Source organism: Jidongwangia harbinensis, assembly GCF_020216025.1.
Lineage (GTDB): Bacteria > Actinomycetota > Actinomycetes > Mycobacteriales > Micromonosporaceae > Actinoplanes > Actinoplanes harbinensis.
Genome location: NZ_JAIWNC010000044.1, coordinates 21,794 through 37,151, shown reverse-complemented (window position 1 = coordinate 37,151; position 15,358 = coordinate 21,794). Strand labels below are relative to the sequence as shown.

Annotated in this window: 10 protein-coding genes and 1 pseudogene; 5 read left to right on the top strand and 6 right to left on the bottom strand. The window is 72.9% G+C overall.

Going from position 1 to position 15,358, the window contains the following annotated elements:
- Window positions 1-93: 93 nt before the first annotated feature.
- The 5 genes from malQ to LDL48_RS36610 form a co-directional block, all read right to left on the bottom strand.
- The gene (gene malQ / locus LDL48_RS36630; RefSeq protein WP_225259746.1) at window positions 94-2,004 is read right to left on the bottom strand and encodes a 4-alpha-glucanotransferase; all 1,911 of its coding nucleotides are present in this window, start codon (window positions 2,002-2,004) and stop codon (window positions 94-96) included.
- Between the two features lie 69 nt (window positions 2,005-2,073).
- Complete coding sequence (locus LDL48_RS36625; RefSeq protein WP_225259745.1) at window positions 2,074-3,846, bottom strand: acyl-CoA dehydrogenase; 1,773 nt, start codon at window positions 3,844-3,846, stop codon at window positions 2,074-2,076.
- A gap of 87 nt (window positions 3,847-3,933) precedes the next feature.
- Window positions 3,934-4,731 (bottom strand): alpha/beta hydrolase, encoded by a 798-nt coding sequence (locus LDL48_RS36620; protein ID WP_225259744.1) that lies wholly within the window; start codon window positions 4,729-4,731, stop codon window positions 3,934-3,936.
- Window positions 4,732-4,753: 22 nt separating this feature from the next.
- Window positions 4,754-5,806, bottom strand: a complete 1,053-nt coding sequence (locus LDL48_RS36615) for a glycoside hydrolase family 43 protein (RefSeq protein WP_225259743.1) — start codon at window positions 5,804-5,806, stop codon at window positions 4,754-4,756.
- 12 nt (window positions 5,807-5,818) lie between these two features.
- Complete coding sequence (locus LDL48_RS36610; RefSeq protein ID WP_225259742.1) at window positions 5,819-8,341, bottom strand: alpha-L-arabinofuranosidase family protein; 2,523 nt, start codon at window positions 8,339-8,341, stop codon at window positions 5,819-5,821.
- 149 nt (window positions 8,342-8,490) lie between these two features.
- On the opposite strand from LDL48_RS36610, the gene LDL48_RS36605 reads away from it, so the two are divergent.
- The 5 genes from LDL48_RS36605 to LDL48_RS36585 all read left to right on the top strand — a co-directional run bounded on the left by LDL48_RS36605 (window position 8,491) and on the right by LDL48_RS36585 (window position 14,911).
- Entirely contained in the window at window positions 8,491-9,324 is an 834-nt protein-coding gene (locus tag LDL48_RS36605; RefSeq protein ID WP_308016539.1) for an ABC transporter ATP-binding protein, read from the top strand.
- Between the two features lie 32 nt (window positions 9,325-9,356).
- Window positions 9,357-10,346, top strand: coding sequence for an ABC transporter substrate-binding protein (locus LDL48_RS36600; protein ID WP_225259741.1), 990 nt, complete (start codon window positions 9,357-9,359; stop codon window positions 10,344-10,346).
- Window positions 10,347-10,351: 5 nt separating this feature from the next.
- A complete protein-coding gene (locus LDL48_RS36595) occupies window positions 10,352-12,454 on the top strand; it encodes an iron ABC transporter permease (protein ID WP_225259783.1) in 2,103 nt (700 codons plus the stop codon).
- 17 nt (window positions 12,455-12,471) lie between these two features.
- Window positions 12,472-13,377 (top strand): siderophore-interacting protein, encoded by a 906-nt coding sequence (locus tag LDL48_RS36590; protein WP_225259740.1) that lies wholly within the window; start codon window positions 12,472-12,474, stop codon window positions 13,375-13,377.
- Window positions 13,378-13,519: 142 nt separating this feature from the next.
- Complete coding sequence (locus LDL48_RS36585; protein ID WP_225259739.1) at window positions 13,520-14,911, top strand: glycoside hydrolase family 5 protein; 1,392 nt, start codon at window positions 13,520-13,522, stop codon at window positions 14,909-14,911.
- A gap of 83 nt (window positions 14,912-14,994) precedes the next feature.
- Here the strand turns inward: LDL48_RS36585 and LDL48_RS45265 are convergent.
- Window positions 14,995-15,261, bottom strand: a pseudogene (locus tag LDL48_RS45265) (GNAT family N-acetyltransferase); the annotation flags it as partial.
- Window positions 15,262-15,358 lie beyond the last annotated feature (97 nt).

The following is a 15,358-nucleotide window of genomic DNA, read 5'->3' as shown; positions in this document are numbered from 1 at the left end:
TGTGGTGCCCACGTCCGGTCCCCCGGGCGGGGGACCCACGGGCCGGACGGACCCTGAGAAGGCTCAGGGATCACCCCGGTTTCCGGCGGCGGATCAGGCCGCGAGGCAGCGTTCGGGATCCGCCGGGCCCGGCTCGGGACGCTCGGTGCGTGCCGCGGCCAGCACGCACAGTACGCGCCGGGCGAGCACCCGCTCGAACAGATCGTGGATCGGCATGGGCAGCGGGCGGCGCCAGTTCGGGTTCTCGTCGACCGTACCCGGGATGTTGGGCCGTGCCGAGACACCGGCCAGATCGTCCAGGGTGGCCAGTGCCAGCCGCGCCCGGGAGCCGGCCAGTTCGGCGTACATCGCGGTGACCGCCTGCTCGATCTGCAGCCGGGTGACCGGCCGGCCGCCGTCGATACCGGCCAGGGCCGCGATCCGGGCGCGCAGCGCGGCGACCGCCTCCGGATCGACCCGCTTGCCGATCCGCAGGCAGGTCGCCAGGTCCGAGCCGTCCAGCAGGCCGGCGATGGTGGGCTGGTCGTGGGTCTCGCACGCGACCATGGCGCGCTCCGGGAACTCGTCCGGATGGGTACGGGTGGACACCCGGTAGGACAACGTGCCGGTCGCCGCCATCACCTCCAGCGCCCGGTCCTCCAGCGTGCCCATGTCCTCGCCGACCACCCAGGCGCCGGCCCGGTGCGCCTCCAGCCGCATGATGCCGAGCAGCGCGTCGCCGTGGTAGCGCACGTATCCGCCGTCCGACGCGCTGCCGCCGACCGGGATCCAGAACAGCCGCCACAGGCCCATCACGTGGTCGACCCGCAGCGCCTTGGCGTGCCGCAGACCCGCGCGGACCAGCGCGATCATCGGGGCGTACTCGGCGGCCGCCAGCCGGGCCGGGTCGAACGGCGTCACCCCCCAGCGCTGGCCGCCCGGATTGCCGTGGTCGGACGGGCAGCCGATCTCGAAGCCGAACGCCACCAGGTCCTGGAACATCCAGCCGTCCGCGCCGCCCGCGTCGAAGCCGACCGCCAGGTCCAGCACCACGTCGGCGCCCTGCGCGCAGGCCCGGGCCAGCTGCCGGTCCGCCACCCACTGGCACCAGCTCCAGAACCGGACCCGGTCGGCGTGGTCGGCCGCGTAGTCCGCCACCTCCGCGGTGTCCGGGCGGCGGTACCCGGCCGGCCAGTCCCACCAGGCGCCGGCGTACTCCTCGGACAGCGCCGACCAGGTCGCGAAGTCGGCGAGCGTGCGGCCCTGCTCGGTCAGGTACGCCTCGAACTCCGCCCCGGGCCGGCCGGCGATCGCGGCCCAGATCCGTTCCAGGCCCGCGAGCTTCAGCGCGAACGCGGCGTCCCGGTCGATCAGGTCGGTGTCGTTGAGGTCCTCGCCGGCGTCGGCCAGGTCGGACAGGTCGACCAGGCCGGCGTCCGGCACCTCCGGCAGCGCGATGTGCAGCACGTTCAGGAACAGCCGGGACGCCGGGGAGTACGGCGACGGGTTCTGGTGCCGCGACGGGCGGGCGGCGTGCAGCGGCGACACCAGCACGGCGGAGCCACCGGCCGCCGCGGTGCGCCGGGCCAGCCAGGTCAGGTCGGCCAGGTCACCGATGCCCCAGGAGGTCTGCGAACGGGCCGCGTACAGCTGCACGGCCAGGCCGAAGCCGCGGCGCGGCTGCGGGAACTCGCGCGGGGCGACGACCACCAGCCGGTCGGTGGCGAGCGCCCCGGTCAGGCGGTGATAGCCGTACGGAACCTCCGGCGGCAGCCAGCCGTCCAGCTCCCACACCTCGCCGGTCTCGCACACCAGCCGGCCGACCAGCTCCGGATGTCCCCAGTCGGGCGCACCCACCAGCGGCACGGTCCGCGGCGTCGGCCGCGGCGCGCCGCCGAACTGGTCCCGCAGCCGCCGCAGCAGCTCGTCGGTCACCACGCGCTCGACCCCGAACGCGTCCACGAACGATGCCTGCAGGCCCAGCGGTGTCAGCTCGCCGATCAGCTCCTCACGCCAACTCGTCATGCCCGGAAGGATCGGTCGCGTCGGTTGCCGGTCCCCGGCGTGTTCGGGTCCCGCTCGGTTGCGGGTGCGCTACAGACAGCGGTCGTCCAGGTCGACCAGCAGCGTGTCCCCGCTCTCCAGCAGATCGAACCAGACCTGCGTGCGGGGCAGCTCGTGGGTGAAGAAGTACCGCGCCGCCAGCCGCTTGCCGTCGTAGAACTCGCCGGTCCGCCCGGCCGCCACGATCGCCTGTTCCAGCCACATCCAGGCGATCACCACATGCCCGGTGGCGTCCAGATAGGAGGAGGCGTTCGCCAGGGCCGCCGCCGGGTCCCGGCCGGACCACAGCGCCGCGGTGACCGCGTGCAGACGCGCGCACGCGGCCTCCAGCCGCTCGGCCATCCAGGCCAGATCCGCCGGGGTACGGGCGACGGTGTTCCGGATGGTACGCACCAGCAGGTCCAGCCCCGCGCCGTCGCGCATGGTCACCTTGCGCCCGAGCAGGTCCAGCGCCTGGATGCCGTCGGTGCCCTCGTGGATCGGGTTGAGCCGGTTGTCCCGGTAGAACTGCTCCACCGGGTACTCCCGGGTGTACCCGTAGCCGCCGTGCACCTGGATCGCGAAGTCGTTGGCCTTCAGGCACCACTGCGACGGCCACGCCTTGACCACCGGCGTGAGCACGTCCAGCAGCAGCGCGGCGTCGGCGGCGTCCCCGGTCTCCTTCTCGTCCAGCAGCCGCGCCGCGTACAACACCAGGGCCAGGCCACCCTCGACGTACGACTTCGACGCCAGCAGCATCCGCCGCACGTCCGGATGCCGCACGATCGGCACCGGCGGCGCGACCGGGTTCTTGTCCGCGACCGGCCGGCCCTGCAGCCGCTCCCGCGCGTACCCGAGCGCGTGCAGATATCCGGTGTACCCGAGCGCCACCGCGCCGGCGCCCACCCCGATCCGCGCCTCGTTCATCATGTGGAACATGTACGCCAGCCCGTCGCCCTCCGCGCCGACCAGGTACCCCACCGCGCCCGGCTTCCCGAGCGGCATGCGGGTGCCGTCGCCGAACGACAGCACCGCGTTGGTCGTACCCCGGTAGCCCATCTTGTGATTGAGCCCGACCAGCGTGACGTCGTTGCGCTCGGCGGGCCGCCCGTCCGGCCCGAGCAGGTGCTTCGGCACGACGAACAGCGACAGGCCCTTGACCCCGGCCGGCGCACCCGGCACCCGGGCCAGCACCAGATGCACAATCGTCTCGCTCAGCTCGTGATCGCCGCCGGAGATCCACATCTTGTTGCCGTGTACGCGGTACGTGCCGTCGCCGTCCGGCACCGCGCGGGTGGTCACGTCGGCCAGCGACGAACCGGCCTGCGGCTCGGACAGGCACATCGTGCCGGTGAACCGCCCGTCCAGCATCGGCGGCACGAACGCCGCCACCTGCTCCGGCCTGGCGTGCGCCAGCAACAGGTTGGCGTTCGCCATGGTGAGCAGCGGGTACGACGAGGTCGCGATGTTCGCCGCCTGCAACCACGCGAAGCAGGCCCGGTGCACGGTGTGCGGCAGTTGCAGCCCGCCGACGGCCTCGTCCATCGCGCCGGCCAGCAGCCCGGTGCCGTGGAAGGCGGCCAGGGCCTTGGCGACCTCCGGAATCATCTGCACCCGGTCGCCGTCGAACCGCGGCTCCTCGGTGTCGGCGAGACGGTTGTGCGTGGCGAACTCGCGCTCCGCGATCTGCGCCGACACGTCGAGAAACGCGTCGAACGTCTCCCGCGAGTGCTCGGCGAACCGGGGCCGCGCGGCGAGCGACTCGATGCCGAGCCACTCGTACAGCAGAAAGTCGAGATCACGCCGCGAGAGAATCCTGGACACGAGCCACCGCCGTTCCGTGAGGTGCTGTCCCCACCAGTGTCCCGCCCCGCCTCGCCCGGCCGGGCCCTGCCCCGCGCCGATCGGGGACTACCGGGTGGTGACGGCGGCGATCACCTCGGGGCCGTGGGTCAGGGACGGGTCGTTGTGGTCCGCGCCGGGCAGGACCACCGTGCGCACCGGCCCGGCGGCGCGCTCCGCGACGGACCGGCTCTGTGCCGGCGGGACGACGGTGTCCGCGGTCCCGTAGATGACCGTGGTGGGCACCGGGGTCCGGGCCAGGCGGTCCGCGACCGGGTACCGGTCCCGCAGCAGCAGTCCCACCGGCAGCCAGGGGTAGTGCGCCCGGCCGGTCGCCGCCAGATCGGTGAACGGCGACCGCAGCACCAGCGCCGCCGGCGGGTGTTCGGCGGCCAGCCCGACCGCGACGGCGGCACCCAGACTCTCGCCGAAGTAGACGAGCCGGTCGGCGCCGAAGCCCAGGCCACCGAGGTACGCCCGGGCGGCGCGCGCATCCCGGGCCAGCCCGTCCTCGGTGGGGAAGCCGGGGTTCCCGCCGTAACCGCGGTAGTCCAGCAGCAGCACGGTAAACCCGGCGTCGCCCAGCGCGGTGGCGAGCGGCGCGCGGTACGCCCGGTGGCCCGCATTGCCGGGGGTGACCAGGACGGCGGTTCCGCGGTCGTCGCGGGCGGGCCGGAGCAGCCACGCGGTGAGTTCGAGATCGTCCTCGGTGCGCAGCGTGACGTCCCGGAACGGGCTGCCGGCGGCCGGTGCGGTGCGGTCCGGGAAGTAGATCAGGCGGCGCTGCCCGAGCCAGGCGGCGGCCAGCACGAGCGCGGCGACCAGGACGGCGACCAGCGCGATCCGGACGATCCCGATCCTCCTCACGCCCCCTACTGAACCACCAGCGTCAGCGGGAGGTGGCTGTCACCGGGCCGGCTCCGCCGTGCGGTACGCCGAAGTTCGGTGTGCCGTCCGGGTTCCAGTCGAGCCGCTGGACCCGGGTGTGGCGGTTCGGATCGTAGAGCGGGTCGCCGACGATGTCACGGTAGTCGCGGGCGTGGTAGACGAGCACGTCCGTGACGCCGTCCTCGGCGACGGTGAACGAGTTGTGGCCGGGGCCGTACTGGCCGGTCTGGTCGTTCGTGGTGAACACCGGGGTGGGCGTCTTCACCCAGGAGGCCGGGTTCAGCAGGTCGGCGGCGGCGTCCGCGGTCAGCAGGCCCAGGCAGTAGCGGGCGTCGGTGGCGCTGGCCGAGAAGGCCAGGAAGACCCGGCCGTTGCGGATCAGCACGGCCGGGCCCTCGTTCACCCGGTAGCCGCGGGTCTCCCAGTCGCGGGTGGGGGTGGCGATGCGGGCCGGCTTGGTGCGCAGCGTCCAGGCGTTGCGCATCTCGGCGATGTACAGGCTGGAGTTGACCGCGATCTCCGGCTCGCTCTGCGCCCACACCAGGTACCGGCGGCCGCGGTGGGTGAACGTGGTGGAGTCGAGCGAGAAGCTGTCCCACTCGGTGACGATCTGGCCGCGCAGGGTCCAGCCGGCCGGGTCGCGCGGGTCGGCGTGCGGGGACTCCAGGACGTACATCCGGATCCGGAACACCTCGCCCGCGTCGCCGGCGGCGAAGTAGATGTACCAGCGGCCGTCGATGCGGTGCAGTTCGGGCGCCCAGATGTGGCCGCCCATCCGGCCGGAGGTGGGGCGGCGCCAGATCACCGATTCGGCGGCGGTGCCGAGGCCGGTGATGGTGGGTGCGCCGCGGACCACCAGCCGGTCGTACTCGGGGACCGAGCCGGTGAAGTAGTACATGCCGCCGACCGGCGGGGTGATGAACGGGTCGGCGCGCTGGGTGATCAGCGGAGGGACGGCGGCGGCGCGGGCGGGCGACGGGACGGCGGCGAGCGGTGCGGCCGCGGCGGCGAGGCCGCCGGCCAGCAGCGTGCGCCGGCCGATGGGAAGGCTCATGGCAGGGTCCTCTCAGCGGGTCCGGATGCGCAGGAACGTGACGGAGTACGGCGGGAACGTGCGGGTGAACCGCGACGAGACGCCGGTGACGGTGCTGGTGACCGGTTGGATCGGTTCGGCCGAGCGGGTGTTCTGCTCCTGCGGGTCGCCGCTGATCACGGTCATCGTGGCGCGCCCGGCGACCGTCCGGCCGCCCAGGTCCACCGTGGTCACGGCCGGGGTCTCCTGGGCGTTGACCACCTTGACGATGAGGTCACCGGTGGCGTCGTCCTGCGTGACCACCTGGGCGAACGGGGTCGTCACCTGGTCGTCGGTGTAGGTGCCCCACAGTTCGCCGTCCAGGTACAGGTTGACCGTGCGGCCGCGTACCTCGATCTTGATGTCGTACGTCTGACCGGTGTTGATGGTGTTGGGTTTGGCCAGCACGATCTCCTTGCCGCCGCCGGCGCCCTTCTGGATGGCACCCTGGGTGTTGTTCCAGCCGCCCAGGTTCCACCAGTACAGCTCGCCGGACTCCTGGACGCCGAACGCGACCAGGAAGCCCTCGGCGCCGGCGTTCTTGGTGGCCTTGAGCGTGAGGTCGTAGTCGGTGGCGGTGATGTTCCCGGCCTTCACCAGGGTGTCCTGCGCGGCGGTGTCGGACTGGACGTACCCGCCGTCGACCACCGACCAGGAGCCGCGGTTCTCCACCGGCGTCCACTGCCCGGCGCCGCCGGTGAAGTCGTCGCGGAACAGCACGGTGCCGTCCGGCGCGGTGACCCGCACGTCGTCGTACGTGGCCGCGGTGGCCCAGGTGGACAGTCCGATCGCGCCGGTGATCGGCTTCGGCGGGATCACCGGCGCGGTGGCGGTGCTCGGCACCACCCGGTCGCCGACGTTGTTCATGAACAGCTTCTGCACCTGGTAGCTGGTGGAGCCCCAGGACTCGTCGTTGTCGAACCAGATCAGGTCGGGGCGCCACTGGACGTTGTCGACGTTCGCCAGCAGCGGCGCGTACGACGCCATCTTGACCACGTCGGCGTTGCGTTCCAGCCCGGTCAGGTACGCGGCCTCGGCCAGCGAGTTGAACAGCTTGTTGTCCAGCGACGCGTACTCGCCGAGGAACACCTTCGGACCGGTGCGGTCGTACGAGTCGTACCGGTCGTTGTGGCTGAGGAACCACGCCGGGCTGTTGTAGTAGTGCTCGTCGACCATCGCCACCCCGGCGGCGCGGTTGTGTGCCCACAGCCGGTCGAACGTGGCGCCCTGGTCGTCCGGCCCGGAGTTGCCGATCACCGTGAGGCCCGGATATCTGGCCGTGATCGCGTCGCGGAACCGGAGGAAGTTGGCGAAGTACTCGTCCGGCAGGTTCTCCTCGTTGCCCACGGCGAGGTGGGTCAGGCGGAACGGCTTCGGGTGGCCCATCCGGGCGCGCAGACCGCCCCAGGTCGAGGTGGCCGGTCCGGTGGCGAACTCGACCAGGTCCAGGGTGTCCTGGATGTGCCGTTGGAGCAGGGCGGGGTCGTCGGTGGCGCGGTTCTGCCCGCAGCCGGTGACCAGGGCCGGCACCACCGGCAGCGGCATCGCGCCGATGTCCTCGGCGAACTGGAAGTACTCGTAGTAGCCGAGGCCGTAGGACTGGTTGTAGCCCCAGAAGTTGGCGTTGGTGGCGCGTTCCTCGACCGGGCCGACGGTGTCCTTCCACTGGTACGAGCGGGCCCGCGGGAAGTTCGACGCGGCGTCGTAGGCATGGTGGCTGCCGGTGTTCACCAGGCAGCCGCCGGGGAAGCGGACGAACCCGGGACGCAGCGCGGCGATCTTCTCGGCCAGGTCCCGGCGCAGCCCGTTGTCCCGGCCCTTGAACGTGGCCCGGGGGAACAGCGAGACCATGTCGAGCCGTACCGTGCCGGTGCCACCGGCCAGCACGGAGAGCCGGCCGGCGTCGGTGCGGGCGGTGGCGGTGGCGGTGAGCGTGCCGGTGTACCGGTGCCAGGTGTCGCCCCGGACGGTGACGCCCAGCGGGACGGCGAGCGCGGTGCCCGCGTCGTCGTGCAGCGTCACCGACAGCGGCGTACCGGCGGCGGCGTCGGTGCGGGCCCAGACCGAGAAGTCGTACCGGGCGCCCTTGCGCAGCGCGACGCCGGTGTGGAAGCCGGCGTTCGTCACGCCGTACCGGCCGCCGGCCGCGCCGGTCAGGTCCAGCCGCAGGTAGGTGCGGTTCCGGTCGTTCAGCCGGGCGGCGTCGTCCACGGTGGACGCGGCCCCCGCGCCGCCGTCCTCGCCGCGCGGCGTCCATCCGGTCAGCCCGGTGTACGCGGGGTTGTCCACCGGCAGGAACTCGAAGGACCGGTTGCGGACCAGTTCGGCGTAGAGCCCGCCGTCCGCGGCGTCGTTGATGTCCTCGTAGAACACCCCGTACAGGGACCGGTCGAGCGCCGGGCCGGTGGCGGCCGGGGCGACCGTGATGGCGTAGCCGGGGTCGTCCGCCCGCGCCGGTGCCGCGCCGAGGGCGGGCAGGAGCAGAGCGACCGCGAACGCGGCGCAGCGTCGGGACAAGGAACGCCTCCCGGACCGAGATGTGAGCGTTAACACTCGGGGCCGAGTATTCCCAACACGTCGACGATCGTCAATGCAGCGAGCGTGTGGCCGGTGGTGCCGGTGGGCGCGAAGTTGACAAGGACATTGCTTAGGCTAACCTAACCCCCGTGGCGAGTGAAGCTCATGATCAAGCGCGTGACCAGGGGTTGCGCGGCGTCGAGCTGTCCCTGGGCTACCACGGATCGACCGTGGTGCACGCGGCCGGCATCACGTTGCGGCCCGGCCGGGTGACCGCCCTGGTCGGTCCCAACGGCAGCGGCAAGTCCACGCTGCTGCGCGGGCTGGCCCGGTTGCACCCGGTGGACGGCGGCCGGGTCCTGCTGCACGGCGACGCCGACGCGCTGGCCCTGTCCGCCAAGGAGTTCGCCCGGCACGTCACGCTGCTCGCGCAGAGCCGGCCGACGCCGACCGGGATCAGCGTCGGCGACGTGGTCGGCTACGGCCGGCACCCGTACCGCGGCCGGTGGCGGGCCGACGACCCGGACGGGCCGCGCGCCGTCGCCCATGCCATGGAGGTCACCGGCGTGACCGCGATGGCCGCCCGGCCGGTGGACGAACTCTCCGGCGGCGAGCTGCAGCGGGTGTGGCTGGCCACCTGCCTGGCGCAGGACACCCGGGTGCTGCTGCTCGACGAGCCCACCACGTTCCTCGACCTCCGCTACCAGGTGGAGATCCTCGACCTCATGCGCGACCTGGCCGACCAGCACGCCGTCGCGGTCGGTGTGGTGCTGCACGACCTCAACCAGGCCGCCGCGGTCGCCGACGACGTGGTGCTGCTGCAACGCGGGCGGGTCCGCGCGCACGGCGCACCCGCCGGGGTGTTCACGCCGGAGGCGCTGAGCGACGTCTACGGCATCCGCATCGACGTGCACCTCGACCCGGACTCCGGGCAGCTCTCCACGCGTCCGGTGGGACGGCACTCGCTGCGCGTACCCGCCTGATCCCCTCACCATCCCGAACAGAAGAGAAACCGATGATCCGTACCCCTCTGACCGCTGTCGTCGCCGTGGCCGCCGCGCTGCTGCTCGGCGCCTGTGGCACCACCGAAGAAACCCCCACGCCGGCCGCGGCCGGCGGCTCGTCCGCACCGGCCGGACCGGTCAGCGTCACGGACAGCCGCGGCAAGACGGTGTCCCTCAAGGCGCCGGCCACCCGGGTCGTCGGCCTCGAGTGGGCCGAGATCGAGATGCTGGTCGGCCTCGGTGTCATGCCGGTGGGCGCGGCCGACCCCAAGGGGTACGGCACCTGGGTGACCGCCGCGAAGCTGGACGCCAGCGTGAAGGACGTCGGCACCCGGGGCGAGCCCAGCGTGGACTCCATCGTGGCGCTGCAGCCGGACCTCGTGGTGATGGAGGCGGAACGCGGCTCGACCCTGGTCACCCAGATCGAGAAGTACGTGCCGGTGCTGGTCACCAAGGGCGCCGACGCGAAGGACCAGCTGGGCCGGATGCGCAACGACCTCACCATGATCGCCACCGCGGTCGGTAAGACCACCGAGGCGCAGGCCCTGCTCGCCGACTTCGACGCGGCGCTCGCGGCGGGCAAGAAGGCGATCGCCGACGCCGGTGCCGCGGGCCAGCAGTTCGCCTTCGCCGACGGCTGGAAGGACGGCAGCAAGATCGCCATCCGGATGTTCGGCAAGGGCTCGCAGGTCTCCGAGATCGGCACCCAGCTGGGGCTGAAGAACGCCTGGACCGGCGAGGCGGACCCGGCCTGGGGCCTGGGCCAGACCGACGTCGAGGGGATGACCGTCCTCAAGGCACAGGACGTCCGCTTCTTCTACAACGCCTCGGACGGCGTCGACGTCTTCGCCGACGGGCTGGCGTCCAACGCGATCTGGAAGTCGCTGCCCTTCGTCCAGCAGCAGAAGCTGCACAAGATGCCGGACGGCATCTGGACCTTCGGCGGCCCGCTCTCCGGCAAGCAGTACGTCGACGCGATGGTCAAGGCGTACACGGCTTGAGCCAGGTGACCGCACCCGCGGAGTCCGGGCCGGCGCGTGCGCCGGCCCGGGCCCCGCGGTCGTCCCCGCCGCGGCTGGCCGCCGCGTTCGCCGGCGGGCTGGCGCTGCTGGTCGCGCTGGCCGCGGTGCACCTCACCCAGGGCACGTCGTCGGTCGGCGCGATCGATCTGCTGCGGCTGATCGGCGGGGGAGAGGACCAGGAGGCGGTACGCGTCCTGGTGGCGTCCCGGCTGCCCCGGCTGGCGGCGGCGCTGGCGATCGGCGTGGCGCTGGGCTTCGCCGGTGCGGCACTGCAGTCGCTGGCCCGCAACCCGCTGGCGTCCCCGGACACGATCGCCGTCAACGCCGGTGCCCACCTGGCCATCGTCGCCGTGGCGGCGTTCGGCCTCACCCTCCCCGTGCTGCCGGCCGGCGGCCTGGCGTTCGTCGGCGGGCTGATCGCCGCGGCCCTGGTGCTGGCGCTCTCCGGCGGCGGCCGGAGCGGCACCACCCGGCTGATCCTGGCCGGTTCCGCCACCGCCCTGGCGCTCGGCTCGCTCACCACGCTCCTGCTGCTGCTCTTCGAACCGGCCACCACCGGGCTGTTCGCCTGGGGAAACGGCTCGCTGGTGCAGAGCGACCTGCACGCCGCCACCCAGCTCGCCCCGGTCATCGTGCTGGCCGCGGCCGGGCTGATGGCACTGGGCGGCCGGCTCGACATCCTCGGCCTGGGCGACGACACCGCGTCGGTGCTGGGCGTCAACGTACGCCGTACCCGGATGCTCGCGGTCCTTCTCGCCGTGGTGCTCTCCGCCGCCGCCGTCACCCTGGCCGGCCCGGTCGGCTTCGTCGGCCTGTGCGCGCCGGTGATCGTCCGGCTGCTCGGTCCGCTGGTGCCCGGACTGCACCGGCACCGGGCCCTGCTCCCGCTGTCCGGGATCGCCGGCGTGCTCGTGGTGCTCGGCTCGGACGTGCTGCTGCGCCTGGTGATGGGCGGCCAGGCCGGCGTGGACGTACCGACCGGCGTGGTCACCACGCTGTTCGGCGCCACCATCCTGATCTGGCTGGCCCGCCGGCACCGTGACGCCGGGCCGACCCGCCGCCCGCCCGGTGCCCGCTCGCCGGTCCGGTCCGCGCGGGCGTACGCGGTGGTGGTGACGGTGTGCGCGGTCGCCGGCGCCGGGGCCGTGGTGCTGGGCATGCTCGCCGGGGACACCTGGGTGCTGGCCGGTGACATCCTGAACTGGATCCAGGGCCGCACCGGGCCGGCGTACACCTTCGTGCTGGACCAGCGCTATCCGCGCGTCGCCGCGGCCGCGCTGGCCGGTGCGGCGCTCGCGCTGGCCGGCACCACCGTGCAGGCGGTCTGCCGCAACGCGCTCGCCGAGCCCGGCATCCTGGGCATCACCGCGGGTGCCGGCGTCGGCGCGGTCACGCTGATCACGCTGGTGCCGCTGGCCTCGGTGTGGGCCATCACCGGTGTCGCCGGGATCGGCGCGATGCTGGCGTTCGCCCTGGTCTACGGCCTGGCGTGGCGCCGCGGGCTGGACTCCGACCGGCTGGTGCTGATCGGCATCGGGGTGTGGCAGGGCTGTACCGCGCTGATCACCTTCATCATCGTCGCGTCCGATCCGTGGAACACCGGCAAGGCCCTGACCTGGCTGTCCGGCTCCACCTACGGCCGGACCGCCACCCAGGTGCTGCCGGTGGCGCTGGCCCTGCTGCTGTTCCTCCCGGTGGTGGTCGCCGCCCGCCGGGAACTCGACCTGCTGGCGCTGGACGAGGACACCCCGCGGGTCCTCGGCGTCCGGCTGGAGCGGGTCCGCCTGGTCGCGCTCGGCGGCGCGGCGCTGCTCGCCTCCACCGCGGTCTCCGCGGTCGGCGTGATCGGCTTCGTCGGGCTGGTCGCGCCGCACGCCGCCCGGGCCCTGGTCGGCGCCCGGCACACCCGGGTGATCCCGGTGTCCCTGCTGCTCGGCGCGCTGCTGGTCAGCCTCGCCGACACGCTGGGCCGCACCGTGATCGCCCCGGCCCAGGTGCCGGCCGGCCTGGTGACCGCGCTGATCGGTACCCCCTACTTCATCTGGTTGCTCTGGCGCTCGCGCGCCGGGGCGGCCACCGCCCGCTGACCGGAAGGACCGGAACGTTGGAAACCCTCGCAGTGGCACCGTGGCGGTCGTTCGCCGTGGACGTCCGGGCCGTACGCCGGCTCAGCCCGTCGTTCGTCCGGATCACCCTCACCGGCCCGGACCTGGACCGATTCGCCGACAACGGCTACGACCAGCGGATCAAGGTGGCGTTCCCGCTGCCCGGGCACGGGATGACGGCGCTGCCCACCGGCCCGGACTGGTACGTGCGCTGGCGCGACCTGCCGGACCACCTGCGCAACCCGATCCGCACCTACACGGTCCGCGCGGTCCGGCCGGACCGGCACGAGGTGGACGTCGACTTCGCGGTGCACGGCGACGAGGGTCCGGCATCCCGGTGGGCGGTGGCCGCCGCGCCCGGCGACGCGCTGGCCGTGATCGGCCCGGACGCCGGTTACCCCGGCGACCACGGCGGGGTGGAGTTCCGGCCGCCCGCCGAGGCCGGCTGCCTGCTGCTGGCCGGGGACGAGACCGCGGCGCCGGCGATCGCCGCCATCCTGGAACGACTGCCGGCGGACGCCCGGGGCGAGGCGCTGCTGGAGGTGCCGCACTCCGACGACGTGCTGCCGCTGGCCGGTCCGGCCGGGGTGAGGGTGACCTGGCTGGGACGCGACGGGGGAGTGCCGGGGTGCCGGCTGATCCCGGCGGTGGCGGCGGCGGCCGGGCGGTTGCTGCCGGCGGCCGGATCCGTGTCGTCGGCGGCGTTGCCGGACGTGGACGTCGACGCGGACATCCTGTGGGAGGTGCCGGAGGAGGGGGCCGGTGGTCCGCTCTATGCCTGGCTGGCCGGGGAGGCCGGGGTGATCCGGACGCTGCGGCGCCACCTGGTGGCCGAGCGCGGCATGGACCGGGGCGCGGTGGCGTTCATGGGCTACTGGCGGCTCGGTCGCGCCGACCCGGCCTGACGACGGTGGTGTACCAGTGGAGCGCTCCACTGGTACACCACCGTCGGAATGGGTGACGGATAACTCCCCTGGTGTTCCACTGACGGCGGCGCGCCGCTGGGGCAGGATGGCGGGGAACGTGACCGGACGGCGAAAGGCGAGCATGACGAGCGACGATGCGAACGCGCTACTGAAGGTGGACGGGACCCGGCTGGTCCGGCCGGACGGGACGGAGGTGGTGCTCCGCGGCGTCGGCCTGGGCGGCTGGATGAACATGGAGAACTTCATCACCGGCTATCCGGCCACCGAGTCGCAGATGCGCCGGGCGTTGCGCCGGGTCCTCGGTGAGGAGGGCTACCAGCGCTTCTTCGACCGGTTCTACACCGCCTTCTTCGGACCCGACGACGCCGCGCTGCTCGCATCGCTCGGCCTGAACAGCGTCCGCATCCCGTTCAACTACCACCATTTCGAGGACGACGAGCGCCCGTTCGAGCTGAAGGAGGAGGGCTTCGCCCGGCTCGACGCGGCCGTGCGGGCCTGCAGCGATCACGGCCTCTACTCGATCCTCGACCTGCATGCCGTGCCGGGCGCGCAGAACCAGCACTGGCACAGCGACAACCCCACCCACTGGGCGCACTTCTGGACCCATCCGCACTTCCAGGACCGGGCCGTGCACCTGTGGGAGGCGCTGGCCGACCGCTACAAGGACAACCCGTGGGTGGCCGGCTACAACCCGCTGAACGAACCGGGCGACGTGAGCGGGACGGGAATCGCGCCGTTCTACGAGCGGGTGGAACGGGCGATCCGCGCGGTCGACCCGCACCACGTGCTGTACTTCGACGGCAACCGGTACGGCACCGACTTCAGCGCGTTCGACGAGCCGCTGCCGAACTGCGTCTACACCACGCACGACTACGCGCTGCCCGGGTTCGTCGACGGCGGTCCGTACCCCGGTGAGTCGCGCGGGCAGTACGTGGACTCCGACCGGCTGGAGCAGACGTTCCTGCAGCGCACCGAGTACATGCGACGGACCGGGACGCCGATCTGGATCGGCGAGTTCGGCCCGGTGTACACCGGCGACCCGGACCGCGACGCGCAGCGGTACCAGGTGTTGCGGGACCAACTGGACATCTACCGCGAGCACGGCGCGAGCTGGAGCCTGTGGACGTACAAGGACATCGGTCTGCAGGGTCTGGTGTCCGCCGCGCCGGACTCGCCCTATCTGCGAAGGATCGAAGCCTTCCTGGCGAAGAAGGCGCGTCTGGGCGCCGACTCGTGGGGTTCGGTGGACACCGGCATCCGGCACCTGATGGAACCGGTGGAGAAGCTGTTCGCCGAGGAGTTCCCGGACTTCGAGCCGTACCCGTGGAACAAGCAGCGCTGGATCCAGGGGCTGCTGCGCCACGTCATGCTGGCGGAGCCGCTGGTGGACGACTTCGCCGCCTGCTTCCGCGGGGTGACGCCGGAACAGGCCGAGGAACTGGCCGACTCGTTCCGGGTGGACCGGTGCGTCCGGCGGGAACCGCTGCTGGAGATCCTCGGCGCTACCGGCTGACCGTTCTTGTAGTAGAAGCTGCAGTCGCGCAGCACCCCGGCCGGGTCGGCGGCGTAGTCCGGCACCACTCCGTACCGCTGCCAGCCCGCGGCCCGGTACAGCGTCTCCGCGGCGCTGCCGGTCTCGGTGTCCAGCAGCAGCAGGGTGATGCCGGCCTCGGCGGCGGCCCGCTCCGCGGTGGCCAGCAACCGGCGGCCCAGGCCGCGACCGCGGTGGGTGCGGAGCACGGCCAGCTTCACCACCTCGGCGCGGTGCCGGGCGTTGGGTTTCCACGGGTACGCCAGACTGATCGTCCCGTGGATCCCGCCGCCGTCCCGGGCCACCCAGACGGTGAGGCTGCCGTCGGCCACCGCGGCGGCCTGGCCGGTCCACCACGCGGTGGCGGCGGCGTGGTCGAACCCGCCGAGGAAGCCGACCGAGGCGCCGTCGGCCACCGCGTCCACCAGC

Excerpts from the sequence above, each read along its gene's own strand:
- malQ (WP_225259746.1), bottom strand. The coding sequence starts at position 2,004 with ATGACGAGTTGGCGTGAGGAGCTGATCGGCGAGCTGACACCGCTGGGC.
- LDL48_RS36615 (WP_225259743.1), bottom strand. The coding sequence starts at position 5,806 with ATGAGCCTTCCCATCGGCCGGCGCACGCTGCTGGCCGGCGGCCTCGCC.
- LDL48_RS36600 (WP_225259741.1), top strand. The coding sequence starts at position 9,357 with ATGATCCGTACCCCTCTGACCGCTGTCGTCGCCGTGGCCGCCGCGCTG.
- LDL48_RS36585 (WP_225259739.1), top strand. The coding sequence starts at position 13,520 with ATGACGAGCGACGATGCGAACGCGCTACTGAAGGTGGACGGGACCCGG.